The 14,894-nt window shown below is 69.5% G+C and carries 13 protein-coding genes; 9 read left to right on the top strand and 4 right to left on the bottom strand.

Annotated elements, in window-relative coordinates:
- The first annotated feature begins 2 nt into the window (after positions 1 to 2).
- Entirely contained in the window at positions 3 to 221 is a 219-nt protein-coding gene (locus tag ACYQ0J_RS06590) for a hypothetical protein (RefSeq protein ID WP_460171374.1), read from the top strand.
- Here the strand turns inward: ACYQ0J_RS06590 and nfo are convergent.
- The 4 genes from nfo to ileS form a co-directional block, all read right to left on the bottom strand.
- Positions 195 to 1,019 (bottom strand): endonuclease IV, encoded by an 825-nt coding sequence (gene nfo / locus ACYQ0J_RS06585; RefSeq protein WP_460171373.1) that lies wholly within the window; start codon positions 1,017 to 1,019, stop codon positions 195 to 197. The genes ACYQ0J_RS06590 and nfo overlap by 27 nt on opposite strands.
- Positions 1,016 to 1,507: a septal ring lytic transglycosylase RlpA family protein gene (locus ACYQ0J_RS06580; protein ID WP_460171372.1), complete on the bottom strand. Its 492-nt coding sequence runs from the start codon at positions 1,505 to 1,507 to the stop codon at positions 1,016 to 1,018. The genes nfo and ACYQ0J_RS06580 overlap by 4 nt, the downstream gene beginning before the upstream one ends.
- Positions 1,508 to 2,542 carry a M24 family metallopeptidase gene (locus ACYQ0J_RS06575; protein ID WP_460171502.1) on the bottom strand — a complete coding sequence of 345 codons (1,035 nt, stop codon included), beginning with the start codon at positions 2,540 to 2,542 and terminating at the stop codon, positions 1,508 to 1,510. It abuts the gene before it with no gap.
- Between the two features lie 79 nt (positions 2,543 to 2,621).
- Positions 2,622 to 5,750, bottom strand: a complete 3,129-nt coding sequence (gene ileS / locus ACYQ0J_RS06570; RefSeq protein WP_460171371.1) for an isoleucine--tRNA ligase — start codon at positions 5,748 to 5,750, stop codon at positions 2,622 to 2,624.
- Positions 5,751 to 6,162: 412 nt separating this feature from the next.
- On the opposite strand from ileS, the gene fsa reads away from it, so the two are divergent.
- The 8 genes from fsa (at position 6,163) to pdxT (ending at position 14,791) form a co-directional block, all read left to right on the top strand.
- Complete coding sequence (fsa, locus tag ACYQ0J_RS06565; RefSeq protein ID WP_460171370.1) at positions 6,163 to 6,834, top strand: fructose-6-phosphate aldolase; 672 nt, start codon at positions 6,163 to 6,165, stop codon at positions 6,832 to 6,834.
- Entirely contained in the window at positions 6,831 to 8,111 is a 1,281-nt protein-coding gene (gene rho / locus ACYQ0J_RS06560; protein WP_460171369.1) for a transcription termination factor Rho, read from the top strand. Before fsa ends, rho begins: the two co-directional genes overlap by 4 nt.
- 180 nt (positions 8,112 to 8,291) lie before the next feature.
- Positions 8,292 to 9,473, top strand: a complete 1,182-nt coding sequence (locus ACYQ0J_RS06555) for a peptidoglycan DD-metalloendopeptidase family protein (protein ID WP_460171368.1) — start codon at positions 8,292 to 8,294, stop codon at positions 9,471 to 9,473.
- Between the two features lie 149 nt (positions 9,474 to 9,622).
- Positions 9,623 to 10,504 carry a pyridoxal 5'-phosphate synthase lyase subunit PdxS gene (gene pdxS / locus ACYQ0J_RS06550; protein ID WP_460171367.1) on the top strand — a complete coding sequence of 294 codons (882 nt, stop codon included), beginning with the start codon at positions 9,623 to 9,625 and terminating at the stop codon, positions 10,502 to 10,504.
- A gap of 9 nt (positions 10,505 to 10,513) precedes the next feature.
- Entirely contained in the window at positions 10,514 to 10,873 is a 360-nt protein-coding gene (locus tag ACYQ0J_RS06545; RefSeq protein WP_460171366.1) for an ArsR/SmtB family transcription factor, read from the top strand.
- Positions 10,874 to 10,904: 31 nt separating this feature from the next.
- Positions 10,905 to 12,959: a heavy metal translocating P-type ATPase gene (locus ACYQ0J_RS06540; protein WP_460171365.1), complete on the top strand. Its 2,055-nt coding sequence runs from the start codon at positions 10,905 to 10,907 to the stop codon at positions 12,957 to 12,959.
- 7 nt (positions 12,960 to 12,966) lie between these two features.
- Complete coding sequence (nhaA, locus tag ACYQ0J_RS06535) at positions 12,967 to 14,205, top strand: Na+/H+ antiporter NhaA (RefSeq protein WP_460171364.1); 1,239 nt, start codon at positions 12,967 to 12,969, stop codon at positions 14,203 to 14,205.
- Between the two features lie 7 nt (positions 14,206 to 14,212).
- A complete protein-coding gene (gene pdxT / locus ACYQ0J_RS06530; protein ID WP_460171363.1) occupies positions 14,213 to 14,791 on the top strand; it encodes a pyridoxal 5'-phosphate synthase glutaminase subunit PdxT in 579 nt (192 codons plus the stop codon).
- Positions 14,792 to 14,894: the final 103 nt, after the last annotated feature.

The following is a 14,894-nucleotide window of genomic DNA, read 5'->3' as shown; positions in this document are numbered from 1 at the left end:
CCATGCGCACCCTAAGCCTGGCCCTCGCGGTGCTGGCCCTGGTCTTGCTCCTGCCCGCCCTTCTTCCCCTTCTCGGCTGGCTGAACTGGCTGGTCCTGCCCCTGGCCCTTTTGGCGGCGGGGCTCGGGGTGCTGAGCGGGGAGGACCGGGCCTTTAAGCTGGGGCTTTTGGTGCTGGGGGTTTCCGCCTTGCGCCTATTCCTGGGCGGGGGGTTCCTCTAGCCACGCCCGGAGCACCTTTAGGTTCCAGGCGTCCTCCTCCGGGCTCCTCGGGGTCTCCAAAATGAAGAGGCGCCCCTCCAGGCGGGGGTCCAGCAACACCCCCTTGAGCCCCTCCCTGATCCTTCCCTGGAGGAGGTGGGCGTGGTGGTCTATGCGGCTCCCCAGGCCCCCCACGGAGTCGTTGAGGTGGACCACCGGGACCTTCTCCAGGCCCACGGTGCGGTCCAGCTCGGAAAGGACCTGGGCTGGGGCTTCCCTCACGTCGTACCCGGCGGCGAAGGCGTGGCAGGTGTCCAGGCAGACCCCCAGGGGGGTGCCCTCCACCAGCCAGGCCAGCTCCTCGAACCGGGCCCCCACCTTCTCCCCGCCCCCGGCGGTGTTCTCCACCAGGAGGGTGGGCCGCTCCCGCACCCCGGCCAGGCGGAGGGCTTGGAGGAGCCCTTCCTTCACCCGCTCCCGGCTGCCGGAGCCCGGGTGGACCACCACGTACTCCAGCCCCAGGAGGCGGGCCTTCTCCAGGTCGTCCGCCAGGCTCGCCACGCTCTTGTCCCATAGCTCCCCCTCGGCTCCCAGGTTCACCAGGTAGGAGGCGTGGACCACCCCGGGAAGCTCCCCCGCCATCTCCCGGAGGGCGCGGAAAGCCTCCACCTCCCCCGGGGTGAGGCTGCGGGTCTTCCAGCCCCGGGGGCTCTTGGCGAAGATCTGGAAGGCGGAAAGGCCCAGGGCCATGGCCTCCTCCACCGCGCCCGCCACGCCCTTCTTCCCCGCGATGGAGAGGTGGAAGCCGTACCGCCTCATTCCAGCACCTCCAGGCGCACCCGGGTGGCGGATAGGGCCCCGATGGCCTTGGCGGCGGCGTAGGAGAGGTCTATGACGTAGCGGCCGCCGAAGGGCCCGCGGTCGTTGATGCGCACCACCACGTGCTTTCCGTTCCTGAGGTTGGTGACCCGCACCCGGGTGCCGAAGGGGAGGGAGGGGTGGGCGGCGGTGAGGGCGTGCATGTCGTAAACCTCCCCGCTGGCCGTGCGCTTGCCGTGGAAGCCCGGGCCGTACCAGACGGCGAGCCCTTCCTGAAGGAAGCGGGCCCCCGTTTCGGTGGCCTTTGGGTCGAGCAGGAGCACCTGGCCCGGGTGGATGAGGTCCGAGGTGAGGCCGTTCAGGCGCTTGAGCGCTTCCACGCTCAGCCCTTGGGCCTTGGCGATGCGGTAGAGGGTGTCCCCTTTCTGCACGGTGTAGGTTTGGGCGGAGGCGAAGGAAAGGAAGAGGAGGAGGAAGAGGGCCCGCACCTAGACCTCCTGCCAGTGGAGGGGAAAGTGGGAAAGGCGCTCTATGCCGGTTTCCGTGACGAGAACCAGCTCCTCCAGGCGCACGCCCCCCACCCCGGGGAGGTAGACCCCGGGCTCCACGGTGACCACCATGCCGGGCGCCAGGGTGTCCTCCGAATAGGGGGAGAGGCTTGGGCCCTCGTGCACGGCGAGCCCCACCCCGTGCCCCAGGGAGTGGACGAAGTACCGGTCCAGGCCCCACCGCGCCAGTTCCCTCCGGGCCAGGGCGTCCACCTCCTTGGCGCTCACCCCGGGGCCCAGGGCCTCCAGGGCCCGTTCCAGGGCAGAGAGCACCGCCGAAAACGCCCGCTTGAGCTCCCCGTCCACCCTGCCCAGGGCCACGGTGCGGGTCATGTCCGAGTGGTACCCCTCCACCCGGGCCCCTAGGTCAAGGGTGACGAGCTCCCCGGCCCCCAGGCGCTTTTCCGAGGCCCCGGCGTGGGGCAGGGCCCCCCGTTCCCCCGAGGCCACGATGGGGGGAAAGGCCACCCCCTCGGCCCCCCGTCTGCGCAGGAAGTATTCCAGCTCCAAGGCGATCTCCCGCTCCTCCACGCCGGGCCTGAGGAGGGGGAGGACGTGCTTTAGCGCTTCCTCGGCCAGGGCCTGGGCTTTGCGGATCCTCGCCACCTCCTCCGGGGTTTTCCGCAGGCGGAGCCCCTCGATCAGGCCCTTGGTGGGCACCCACTCCGCCGGGGCGAGCTCCCGCAGGCGCTCCAGGGCGGCGTAGGGGAGGTGCTCCGCCTCAAACCCTACCCGGCCCCTTAAGGAGCGGAAAAGCTCCTCCCGCTCTTCCCGCTTGAGCACCTGGGCCGGGAGCCTGCTTTCCCTTCCCGCCTCGGGGTAGCGGGGGTCGGTGAGGAGGAAGCCCCCTTCCGGGGTGAGGAGGACCTGGGCGTCCTCGGGGTGAGCGAAGCCGGAGAGGTAGCGGACGTTTTCCGGGCGGGTCACGTAGAGGGCGTCCAGCCCCAGGGGTTCTAGGAGGGACCTAGGTTCCAGCACGGGGGCACTATACCCCCGGGACCCCCCCTTGGTAAAGCGCCCGAGGGGGGCGAAAAGCGGCCAGGGGCCTTTTGGCCTAGGCGCGGGCCAGGTGGAAGATGGCCTTCCCCTCCTCGTCCTCCACCCGCACCTCGTACCCCCCGGGGAGGCCTTCCTGGAAGCTTACGGCCAGCACCTCCCCGGCGATCCAGTCCCCGTGCCGCCTTAGGGCCTCCCGGTAGGGGCCCTCCGCCTCGTAGCCCACCCGGATCCGGTCGGAGACCTTGAGGCCCATTTCCTTGCGGGCCTGCTGCAGGCGGCGGGTGAGGTCCCGGGCCAGGCCCTCCAGCCTCAGCTCCTCCGTGACCCGCACCTCCAAAGCGGCCACGTACCCGTCCTTCTCCAGGGCCTGGTACCCTTCCGGGGCCTGGGCCTCGAGGAGCACCTCCTCGGGCGCCAGGGTGAGCACCGCCTCCCCCACCCTTAGGGCCACCCCTTCGCCCCGGAGCACCCGGGCGGCCACCGCCTCCGCCTCCTTCTCCAAGGCCTCCCGGATCTGGGGCAAAAGCTTCCCGTACTTCTTCCCCAGAAGCTTCAGGTTGGGCAGGACCCGGTAGCTCAAAACCTTTTCCCCCGGCTCCAGCACCCGCACCTCCTTCACGTTGAGCTCCTCGGCCACCTCGGGGGCGAAGTGCCTGAGGCCCTCCCGCTCCAAGGGGGTGGGGGCGGTGACCAGGAGGAGGGGGAGGGGGGTGCGGGTCTTCACCCCGCTTTTCGCCCGGGCGGCCCGGGCCAGGTCCACCACCTTGAGCACCGCCCGCATCCTGGCCACCAGGGCCTCGTCCACCAGGCGGGGGTCCACCTCCGGCCAGTCCGCGAGGTGCACGGAAAGGGGAGCCTCCTCGTGGACGCTCCGCACCAGGTTCTGCCACAGGACCTCGGCCAGGAAGGGGGTGAAGGGGGCGGAGAGGGTGGCCACCAGGACCAGGGCCTCGTACAGGGTGGCGTAGGCGGACTCCCGGTCCAGGGCGTCCTCGTTCTTCCAGTACCGCCTCCGGCCCCGGCGCACGTACCACTGGGAGAGGTCCTCCACCACGAAGTCCCTTAGGGCCCGGGCGCTGGTGGTGGGGTCGTAGGCCTCGAGGGCCTCCGTAACCTCCTGGATGAGGTTTTGCATCCGGGCCAGGAGCCAGCGGTCCAGCTCCGGCCGCTTCTCGGGCGGGGGCGGGTTCTTGAGGTCGGGGCGGTCCAGGTTGGCGTAGGTGACGAAGAAGCTGTACACGTTCCAGAGGGTGAGGAAGTAGTCCCGCACCGTCTCCCGCACCAGGTTGGGCCCGAAGCGGCGGTCGGCCTCGGGGGGGGCGGAGATGTAGATGTACCACCTGAGGGCGTCCGCCCCGAACTCCCGGAGGATGTCCCAGGGGTCCACCACGTTCCCCTTGGACTTGCTCATCTTCTGCCCCTTCTCGTCCAGGATGAGGCCGTGGCAGATCACGTTCCTGAAGGCGATGGAGCCGAAGAGCATCACCCCGAGCTGGTGCAGGGAGTTGAACCAGCCCCGGGTCTGGTCGATCCCCTCGGCGATGAAGTCGGCGGGGAAAGCTTCTTGGAACTCCTCCCCGTTCTCAAAGGGGTAGTGGAGGGAGGCGAAGGGCATGGCCCCGGAGTCGTACCAGACATCAATTACGTAGGGCACCCGGCGCATGGTCCCGCCGCACTCACATCTGAGCTCCACCCCGTCCACGTGGGGGCGGTGGGGGTCAAAGGGCTCAGGCAGGGGCTTCGTGGCCCTTTCCCTCAGCTCCTGGAAGCTCCCGATGGCCTCCTCCTTGCCGCAGGCCCCACAGACCCAGATGGGCAGGGGCGTCCCCCAGTAGCGGTTCCGGCTTAGGGCCCAGTCCACCAGGTTCCTGAGCCACTCCCCGTACCGGCCCTCCTTGATGTGGGGGGGCACCCAGTTGATCTCCTGGTTCTTGGCCAGGAGCGCCTCCTTAAAGAGGGTGTTGCGGATGAACCAGGTCTCGGTGGCGTAGTACATGAGGGGGGTGGAGCAACGCCAGCAGTGGGGGTAGCTGTGGAGGTAGGTTTCCTCCTTGAAGAGGAGGCCCCGCCCTCTAAGGTCCTTGAGGATGGCCCGGTTGGCCTCCCGGAAGAAGAGGCCCTGAAAAGGCTCCACCAGGAGCCTGCCCTCCTCGTCCACGGTCTTCAAGAGGGGGAGGCCGTAGGCCCTGGCCGTCTCCAGGTCCTCGGCGCCGAAGGCGGGGGCCTGGTGGACGATACCCGTGCCGTCCTCCCGGCTCACGTAGTCCGCCAGGACCACGAAGTACCCCTTTTCCACCCCCTGGGGATAAGGGGGCGCGTAGGCGAGGCCCTCCAGCTCCTTCCCAGAGAAGGTCCTGAGGATGGAGGCTCCCTCCCCCAGGAGCTTCTTCCCCAGGCCCTCTTCCAGGATGAGGGCCTCTTCCCCCACCCCGAAGGCGGCGTAGGTGTATTCGGGGTGGACCGCCGCCGCCACGTTGCCGGGCAGGGTCCAGGGGGTGGTGGTCCAGATGAGGAGGCTCGCCTTCTCCAGCCCAAGCTTCTTCGGCTCCCTGAGGGGCAGGCGCACGTAGACCGAGGGGTCGGTGATCTCCTTGTAGCCTAGGGCGAGTTCGTGGGAGGAAAGGGGGGTGCCGCACCGGGGGCAGTAGGGCACCACCTTGTGGTCCCGGTAGAGGAGGCCCCGGTCAAAGAGGTTTTTCAGGCTCCACCAGATGCTCTCAATGTAGGAGGGCTCCAAGGTGGCGTAGGCGTTTTTGAGGTCCACCCAGTAGGCGATCCTTTCGGTGAAGGCCTCCCACTCCTTCTCGTAGGTGAAGACCGACTCCCGGCAGGCCTCGTTGAAGCGCTGGATGCCGTAGGCCTCGATCTCCCGCTTGTTCTTTAGGCCCAGCTTCTTCTCCACCTCCAGCTCCACGGGGAGCCCGTGGGTGTCCCACCCCGCCCTCCGGGGCACGTGGTAGCCCCGCATGGTCTTGTAGCGGGGGAAGAGGTCCTTGTAGCTCCGTGCCTGGGCGTGGCCCACGTGGGGGAGGCCGTTGGCGGTGGGGGGGCCCTCGTAGACCGTGTAGCGGGGGCGGCCCCTGCGGTTTTCCACGCTCTTCTCGAAGATGGCCTCCCGCTTCCAGAAGGCCAGGACCTCCTCCTCCAGCTTGGGAAAGTTGGGTTCGCCGACTTCCTTGAACATCTCCCGCCTCCTTACGAAAACGCCCGCGCCCCAAAGGGCGCGGACGAAAGCGCTAACGGCTTCCGCGGTACCACCGCGCTTCCTGGGGAAGGCCCCCAGGCCCTCATTAGGGCGCTATCACGGGCGCCACCCGGCGGGCATTACTCAGGGGAATCCCTTTTCCTCCCGCGGCTCCGGGGCGATCTTCCCGCCTTTCCTCACCGCCGGGCTCCCACCCTCCCCGGCTCGCTTTGGGCTTTTGGAAAGGGGTACTCTCCCCATCCTCGCCTTTACAGCCTTGGCCCCCTGGGGTAAAATCCCCCGTTGGCGGCTAAGGCTATGCTAGCAGCCCCTCCCCTCGCTTGACAACGCCCTGAGCAGGTCTGCTAGACTCAAGCTAAGCCGGTCCTCTTTCCACGCAAAAGGAGTGCACATGGAGCTTTACCTGGATACCGCCAGCCTGGAGGAAATACGGGAAATTGCCCAGTGGGGGGTGCTCTCCGGGGTGACCACCAACCCTAGCCTGGTGGCCAAGGAGTTCGCCGCCCGGGGGGAGAAGCTAAGCCAAGGGGGCCTCGAGGCCCACCTGCGAGCCATCTGCGAGGCGGCGGGTGGCCCTGTGTCCGCGGAGGTCACCGCCTTGGACGCGGAGGGGATGGTGGAGCAGGGGAGGAGGCTTGCCGCCATCCACCCGAGCATCGTGGTCAAGCTCCCCACCACCGAGGAGGGCCTCAAGGCCTGCAAGCGCCTCTCCTCGGAGGGCATCCGGGTCAACATGACCCTCATCTTCTCCGCCAACCAGGCCCTCCTGGCGGCGAGGGCCGGGGCGGCCTACGTGAGCCCCTTCCTGGGCCGGGTGGACGACATCTCCTGGGACGGGGGCGAGCTCCTAAGGGAGATCGTGGAGCTATTGCAGGTGCAGGATCTGCCCGTGCGGGTCATCGCCGCCTCCATCCGCCACCCCCGCCACGTGACCGAGGCGGCCCTCTTGGGGGCGGATATCGCCACCATGCCCCACGCGGTCTTCAAGCAACTCTTGCGCCACCCCTTGACGGACATCGGCCTGAAGCGCTTCATGGAGGACTGGGAGAAGGTAAAGCCATGAGGAGGAGAAGCGAAGCCCAAGAGGCCCCCCTCTCCTACCAGGAGCTTTCGGCCAAAATCCTGCCGGAGCTGCACCTCCTGGCCCAGGAGGCGGGGATTGAGAACTACAAGCGCATGAAGAAGGACCAGCTCATCATGGCCCTCCTGGAACGCCAGACCCAGGGGGAGGGTCTGCAGCTGGTCAAGGGCTACCTGGAGATCAGCCCGGACGGCTACGGGTTCTTGACGGAGAACCTCTACAACCTGGAGTCCCGGGTGGCCATCGTCTCCGCCGGGCTCATCCGCCAGTACGCCCTGAGGAGCGGGGACTACGTGGTGGGCCGGGTCCGCCCCCCCAGGGAGAACGAGCGCTTTGGCACCCTCATCCGGGTGGAGGCGGTGAACGACCTGGACCCCGAGGCCGCCAAGGACCGCCCCCGCTTCGACGAGCTCATCCCCCAGTTCCCCGACCGGCAGATCAAGCTGGAGACCACCCCGGACGAGCTCTCCACCCGGGTCATAGACCTCCTCGCCCCCATCGGCCGGGGCCAGCGGGGCCTCATCGTGGCCCCCCCCAAGGCGGGGAAGACCACCCTCCTCAAGAAGATCGCCAACGCGGTGCTGAAGAACGAGCCCGACATCAAGGTCATCGTCCTCCTCATAGACGAGCGCCCCGAGGAGGTCACGGACTTCCGGGAAAGCGTCCAGGGGGCTGAGGTCATCGCCAGCACCTTCGACGAGCCGCCCCAGAACCACATTCGGGTGGCGGAGTTCGTGCACGAAAGGGCCAAGCGCATCGTGGAGGAGGGGGGGCATGTGATGATCCTCCTGGACTCCATCACCCGCCTGGCCCGGGCCAACAACCTGGTCACCCCGCCCACGGGGCGCACCCTCTCGGGCGGCCTGGACTCCGCGGCCCTCTACTTCCCCAAGCGCTTCCTGGGGGCGGCCCGGAACATCCGGGGAGGGGGGAGCCTCACCATCCTCGCCACCGCCCTCGTGGAGACGGGAAGCCGCATGGACGACGTGATCTTTGAGGAGTTCAAGGGCACGGGCAACATGGAGCTCCACCTTTCCCGGCGCCTGGAGGAGCGCCGTATCTTCCCCGCCATCGACATCCTCAAGTCGGGCACCAGGCGGGAGGAGCTCCTCTTGGGGGAGGAGGTGGTGCACAAGATGTGGCTTCTCCGCAAGGTTCTGGCGGACATGGACCCCGCGGAGGCCATGGAGATGCTCCTGGCCCGCCTTGCGCGCACCAAGAGCAACAAGGAGTTCCTGGCCTCCCTGGCGGCCCGCTAGGCGCCCCTTCCTTAGCTTCGCCCCATACCGGCTTCCGGTATGGGGGCGCCCTTTTGGGGCGTTTTTCCCTTGGGGGCGCGTCTTTTTCCTCTGGGGGCATTTTGCCCCTTGCCTTTTGCGGGGCGCCCACTGGTATAATCCCCCCCGAGGTTGGCGGTTCGGTTTTGTTGGAGGTGAGCGTTGCGGGGAGTTTTGGGGATCCTGTGCCTTTTATGCGGTTCTGCCCTGGCTTCCGCCAAGCTACCTATCCTCAGCCCCCTGCCCCTTCCCGAGGCCACGGTGGAGGTGGGGCAGGCGCCCAGGAAGGGGTGGGTGGTGTATACGGTGCGCCCGGGGGACACCCTGGCGGGCCTCGCGGCCCGCTACGGGGTGGACCCGCGGCACATCATGTGGTCCAGCGGCTTGAAGAACGACCGCCTGCAGGTGGGGCAGCGGCTCCTCATCCCCTTGGTGGCCCAGGAGGAACGCCCCCCCCGGGTGCCCCCGGGGGTGGAGGCCTACCGGGTGCGGCCGGGGGACACCCTGGCGGGCCTGGCCAGCCGCTTTGGGGTGAGCGTGCTGGACCTCATCTCCGCCAACCCCTCCCTGGAGAGCCTGGACCAGCTGGTGGCGGGGAGCGTGCTTTACATCCCCAAGAAGGCCAAGGGCCTCCTGGTCTCCCTGCCGGAGGGGCAGACCCTTTTGGACCTGGCGGCCCGCTTTGGCCTCTCCCCGGTGCAGGTGGCCCGGGCCAACGGCATCCAGAACCCCGCGGAGCTTAGGCCGGGGGACCTGGTCCTCCTTCCCGGGATCCAGGCCAAGACCACCTACGAGCGCCTCCTGGCCAAGCAGGAGGCGGAGCGAAAGGCCCGCCTCGAGGCCGAACGCCGCCGCCAGGAGGAGCTTAGGCGCCTGGCCGAGGAGAGGAGGCGAAAGCAGGCCCTGGCCCAGAGGCAGCAGGCCCAGAGACCCCAGGCCCAGGCGCGCCGGGTGAGCTACCAGGAGGGGGCCATGCGCTGGCCCCTTTCCGGCTTCCGCATCACCACCTACTTCGGCCAGCGGGGCGCCTTCCAGCGTTACCACACGGGCATTGACCTGGCCGCGCCCCACGGCACCCCCATCATGGCCGCCAAGGCGGGGCAGGTGCAGGTGGCGGGCTGGAGTTCTTGGGGCTACGGCTTCCACGTGGTCCTGGACCACGGGGGCGGGGTGGAGACCCTCTACGCCCACATGTCCCGCATCGCCGTGCGGGCGGGGCAGTGGGTGGAGGCCGGGGAGGTCATCGGCTACGTGGGTTCCACGGGCTGGTCCACGGGGCCCCACCTGCACTTTGAGGTGCGGGTGGGGGGCGTGCCCCGCAACCCCTTGGCCTACCTGCCCTGAGGCGGATCAGTACCCTGCCGAGGCTTCCTCCTTGCGGGGGGCGGACCGAGGACTGAAACCAAGGCGCTGGCCTTCGGTCCTGCCGGGGAGCGTAGCCCCCGGCTTTGTCCTTGACCGGGCGCGGGGTAAGCTGGAGGATGGAGGGCGGGATGGAGAAGGGAACCTTCCAGATCAAGACGGGCTTCGCCGAGATGTTCAAGGGCGGGGTGATCATGGACGTGACCACCCCCGAGCAGGCGGTGATCGCCGAGGAGGCGGGGGCGGTGGCGGTGATGGCCCTGGAAAGGGTGCCCGCGGACATCCGCGCCCAGGGGGGCGTGGCCCGCATGTCCGACCCCAAGATCATCAAGGAGATCATGGCGGCGGTGTCCATTCCCGTCATGGCCAAGGTGCGGATCGGCCACTTCGTGGAGGCCATGATCCTCGAGGCCCTCGGGGTGGACTTCATCGACGAGTCCGAGGTGCTCACCCCCGCGGACGAGGAGCACCACATCGACAAGTGGAAGTTCAAGGTCCCCTTCGTGAACGGGGCCCGGGACCTGGGGGAGGCCCTAAGGCGCATCGCCGAGGGGGCGGCCATGATCCGCACTAAGGGGGAGGCGGGGACGGGCAACGTGGTGGAGGCGGTGCGCCACGCCCGCACCATGTGGAAGCAGATCCGCCACGTCCAGTCCCTCCGGGAGGACGAGCTCATGGCCTACGCCAAGGAGATCGGGGCCCCTTTTGAGCTCGTGAAGTGGGTCCACCACCATGGCCGTCTCCCCGTGGTGAACTTCGCCGCCGGGGGCATCGCCACCCCGGCCGATGCCGCCCTCATGATGCACCTGGGCATGGACGGGGTCTTCGTGGGAAGCGGCATCTTCAAGTCCGGCGACCCCAAGAAAAGGGCCCGGGCCATCGTGCGGGCGGTGACCCATTACAACGACCCCGAGGTGCTGGCCGAGGTGAGCGAGGACCTGGGCGAGCCCATGGTGGGCATCAACCTGGACCAGCTCAAGGAGGAAGAGCGGCTTGCCAAGCGGGGCTGGTAGGGGGGAGCCTTGGGACGGGCGGTCTGCGGGGTCTACGAGATCCACCCGGAAGCGGTGGAGCGGGCCCGGGCCGCCCTGCCTAGGGAGGAGGTGGTGAGGGAGGCCAGCCTCCTCCTCAAGGCCCTTTCCGACCCCACCCGCATCCGCCTCCTCCTGGCCCTGAAGGCGGCGGGGGAGCTTTGCGTGTGCGACCTGGCCCTTCTGGCGGGGGTTTCCGTCTCCGGGGTGAGCCACCAGCTCAGGCTCCTCCGCCAGGCGAGGCTCGTGGCCTTCCGCCGGGAGGGGAAGCAGGTCTATTACCGCCTCGCCGACCGGCACGTGGAGGGCCTTTTGGCGGAGGCCTTGGCCCACGCAGAAGAGAACACTTGACCAAATGTTCAAATGATGTTACCCTGGGGGCATGGAGGCTCCGAGGGTACGCGTGTTCCAGGTGGAGGGCATGGACTGCGCCTCGTGCGCCCGCAAGGTGGAAGAGGCCCTGGGGTCCGTGCCGGGGGTGGCCAAGGCGGAGGTGAGCTTTGCCAGCGGCAAGGCCTACCTGCACCTGGAGGTCCCCGGGGCGGAGAAGGAGGCCCAACGGGTGCTGGCCGCCATGGGCTACCGCCTTAAGCCAAGGGGGGAGGAGGCCCGGGGGCTTCCCGGCCCTTGGCGTTATGCCGCCCTCTCCGGGGGGCTTCTGCTTCTCGCCTTCCTGGCCTCCCCTTGGGCGCTCGCCTGGGGGGCGTGGGGTTACACCACCGCCGCCCTGGTGGGGGTTTTCCCCCTGGCGAAGAGGGCCCTGGCGGGCTGGCGAAAGAACCCCTTCAGCATGCAGGCCCTGGTGACGGTGGCCACCTTGGGCGCCCTGGCCCTCGGGGCCCAGGCGGAGGCGGGGGTGGTGGTCTTCCTCTTCCTGGTGGGGGAGGTGCTGGAGGCGTACAGCGTGGCCCGGGCCCGCAGGGCCCTCTTCGTCCTCTCGGAGCTTCTGCCGCGGCGCGCCTACCGGTGGCGGGAGGACGGGGTGGAGGAGGTGCCCCTCGAGGCCCTCGCCCCCGGGGACCGGGTGCGGGTGCCCCCGGGGGAGCGGGTGCCCGCGGACGGGGTGGTGCTGGCGGGGGAGGCCTGGGTGGAGGAGGCCGCCTTCACCGGGGAGGCCCTGCCCCGGGCCAAGGGGGTGGGGGACAGGGTCTTTGGGGGAAGCCTGGTGGTGGAGGGAAGCCTCCTCCTCCAGGTGGAGCGCTCCCCAAAGGAGGGCTTCCTGGCGGAGGTGGAGCGCCTGGCGGAGGAAGCCCTTCTGCATAAGGGCCAGGCGGAGCGGTTTATGGAGGCCTTCAGCCGCCGCTACACCCCTGCGGTCCTAGGGCTTGCGGGCCTCGTGGCCTTCGTCCTCCCCCTTTTCCAGGGGGACTTCGTGGGGCACGTGTACAAGGCCCTCGCCCTCCTCCTCATCGCCTGCCCCTGCGCCCTGGTGATCTCCGTGCCCGCGGCCATCGCCAGCGGGGTGGCCCGGGGGGCGAGGGAAGGGGTGCTCTTCAAGGGCGGGGCCGCCCTGGAGCGCCTGGGGAGGGTGCGCCACCTGGCCCTGGACAAGACGGGGACCCTCACCCTGGGAAGGCCCCGTCTGGTGCGGGTGGTGCCCTTAGGGGCGGGCGAGGCGGAGGCCCTGGCCCTGGCCAAGGCGGTGGCCGAGGGCTCGGCCCACCCCCTGGCCCGGGCGGTGCGGGAGGCCCCGGGGGCGGGGGGCTTGCGGGCCACGGGCCACCGGACGGAGCCGGGCCTGGGAGCCTTCGCCCGGGTGGGGGAAAGGGAGGTGGGGCTCGTGCGGCCGGAGGCCTTGGCGCTCTCCCCGGAGGTCCGGGCCCAGGTGGAGGCCCTGGAGGGGGAGGGGATGAGCCTCGCCCTCTTGGTGGGTGACGGGGAGCCCCTGGCCCTTCTCGCCTTCCGCGACGCGCCGCGGCCGGAGGCCAAGGGGGCCCTGGCCGCTCTCCGGGCCTTGGGGCTTAGGCTCCACCTCCTCACCGGGGACCGGGAGCAGGCGGCGAGGGACCTGGCGGAGGCCTTGGGCCTCGCCCCTGAGGAGGTCCGGGCGGGGCTTAGCCCGGTGGACAAGCTCCGCGCGGTGGAGGCCCTGGCGGAAGGGGGAGGGGTGGCCATGGTGGGGGACGGGGTGAACGACGCCCCCGCCCTGGCCCGGGCCCAGGTGGGCCTGGCGGTGGCCGAGGGCACGGAGGCCGCGCTTCGGGCCGCGGACGTGGGCCTCCTCTCCCTGGCCGCCTTGCCCAAGGCCTTCCGCTTGAGCCGCCTCACCCTAAGGGTGGTGGCGGAGAACGTGGCCCTGGCCGTGGGCCTGAAGGGGGCCTTCCTCCTCACCACCCTCCTGGGGTATACGGGGCTTTGGCCCGCCGTCCTGGCCGACAACGGGGCCCTGGTCCTCGTCACCCTCAACAGCCTGAGGCTCCTCTGGGTGCGGGTATAATCCCCGCATGGCCAAGCGGCGCTATCCCAAGCTTCTGGAACAGTTCCTTGAGAGCGAGGCTAAGGGCGGCATCCTCCTCTTCCTGGCCGCCCTTTTGGCCTTTCTGCTGGCGAACGCGCCCTTCGCCGGGGGGTACTTCGCCCTGCGGGAGGTGCCCGTGGGGCTCAGGGTGGGGGACTTTGCCCTGGAAAAGCCCCTCCTCCTCTGGGTCAATGACCTCCTCATGGCCTTGTTCTTCCTCCTGGTGGGCCTCGAGCTCAAGCGGGAGCTCCTCGCCGGGGAGCTTAGGGACCCTCGCCAGTCGGGCCTGGTGGTGGCCGCCGCCCTGGGCGGCATGGTGGTGCCCGCGGCCCTCTACCTCCTCCTCAACCCCACGGGGCCGGAGGCCCGGGGCTGGGGGGTGCCCATGGCCACGGACATCGCCTTCGCCCTCGGGGTCTTGGCCCTGGTGCCCAAGGCGCCCTTGGGCCTCAAGCTTTTCCTCACCGCCTTAGCCATCGTGGACGACCTGGGGGCGGTGCTGGTCATCGCCCTCTTCTACACGGGGGGCCTCGAGGGGACCTACCTCCTCCTGGCCGCCCTCACCCTGGCCCTGGCCTTCCTCCTGAACCGAAGGGGGGTTTGGTACCTCTGGCCCTACCTGCTCCTGGGCCTTCCCCTCTGGTACCTCGTGCTCCAGTCGGGCCTCCACGCCACCCTGGCCGGGGTCTTGCTGGCCATGGCCGTCCCCTTGCGCCGGGCCAGGCCCTTCCGCGGGGAGACGGAGGCGGAGGACCCCGAGGCCCTCGAGGGGGAGCTCGAGGCCCTGGAGGAGGAGGTGGAGGAGGCCCAAAGCCCCCTGCACCGCTTGGAGCACGCCCTGCATCCCTGGGTGGCCTACGGGGTCCTGCCGGTCTTCGCCTTCTTCAACGCCGGGGTGGCCCTAGGGGGCTTGCAGGTGGGGCCTGTGGCCTGGGGCGTGGCCCTGGGCCTCCTCCTGGGGAAGCCCCTGGGCGTCCTGGGTTTCTCCTGGCTGGCCCTGCGCCTGGGCCTGGGGACCTTGCCCGAGGGGGTGGGGCTCAAGTCCATCCTGGGGGTGGGCTTCTTAGCGGGCATCGGCTTCACCATGGCCCTCTTCATCGCCGGGCTTGCCTTCACCGGGGGGATGCTGGACCAGGCCAAGGTGGGGGTCCTGGCCGCTTCCCTGGTGGCGGGGGCCATAGGCTACGCCCTGGTGCGGGCTTCCCTTGACAGGCGGGGGGCCTAGGCCCAGGATGAGGGGCGTGGTGGGCGTACTGGCCCTGCAAGGGGATTTCCGCGAGCACAAGGAGGCGCTGAGGCGGCTTGGCGTGGAGGCCAGGGAGGTGCGGAAGCCCGAGCACCTGGAGGGCCTAAAGGCCCTCATCGTCCCCGGTGGCGAGTCCACCACCATCGGGAAGCTCGCCCGGGAGTACGGCCTGGAAGAGGCGGTGCGGAGGCGGGTGGAGGAGGGCACCTTGGCCCTCTTCGGCACCTGCGCCGGGGCCATCTGGATGGCCCGGGAGATCCTGGGCTATCCGGAGCAACCCCGCCTCGGGGTCTTGGACGTGGCGGTGGAGCGCAACGCCTTTGGCCGCCAGGTGGAAAGCTTCAGGGAGGACCTGGAGGTCCGGGGGCTCGGCCCCTTCCCCGGGGTCTTCATCCGCGCCCCCGTCTTCCGGCGCCTGGGAGAGGGGGTAGAGGTCCTGGCGGAGCTAAAGGGCCTCCCCGTCTTGGTGCGGCAGGGGAAGGTGCTGGCGAGCGCCTTCCACCCCGAGCTCACGGGGGATGCCCGCCTCCACCGTTACTTCTTGGACCTGGCAAAGCAGGGATAGGGGCAAGCCCATGGCCAACGCCCTGCACCAGAACTCAGGCTAGCGCTCCTTGCTCTCCCCAGAGCTCCAAGCTGCTTTCCTGGGAGGGGAACGCCTTGCGGTC

Source organism: Thermus sp. FJN-A (genome assembly GCF_054655095.1).
This window is presented reverse-complemented; position numbering and strand designations above follow the sequence as displayed.

Coding starts and splice junctions, on each gene's coding strand:
- nhaA (WP_460171364.1), top strand. CDS start 12,967: ATGGCCAAGCGGCGCTATCCCAAGCTTCTGGAACAGTTCCTTGAGAGC.
- pdxS (WP_460171367.1), top strand. CDS start 9,623: ATGGAGAAGGGAACCTTCCAGATCAAGACGGGCTTCGCCGAGATGTTC.
- pdxT (WP_460171363.1), top strand. CDS start 14,213: ATGAGGGGCGTGGTGGGCGTACTGGCCCTGCAAGGGGATTTCCGCGAG.
- ACYQ0J_RS06590 (WP_460171374.1), top strand. CDS start 3: ATGCGCACCCTAAGCCTGGCCCTCGCGGTGCTGGCCCTGGTCTTGCTC.
- fsa (WP_460171370.1), top strand. CDS start 6,163: ATGGAGCTTTACCTGGATACCGCCAGCCTGGAGGAAATACGGGAAATT.
- ileS (WP_460171371.1), bottom strand. CDS start 5,750: ATGTTCAAGGAAGTCGGCGAACCCAACTTTCCCAAGCTGGAGGAGGAG.
- nfo (WP_460171373.1), bottom strand. CDS start 1,019: ATGAGGCGGTACGGCTTCCACCTCTCCATCGCGGGGAAGAAGGGCGTG.
- rho (WP_460171369.1), top strand. CDS start 6,831: ATGAGGAGGAGAAGCGAAGCCCAAGAGGCCCCCCTCTCCTACCAGGAG.
- ACYQ0J_RS06540 (WP_460171365.1), top strand. CDS start 10,905: ATGGAGGCTCCGAGGGTACGCGTGTTCCAGGTGGAGGGCATGGACTGC.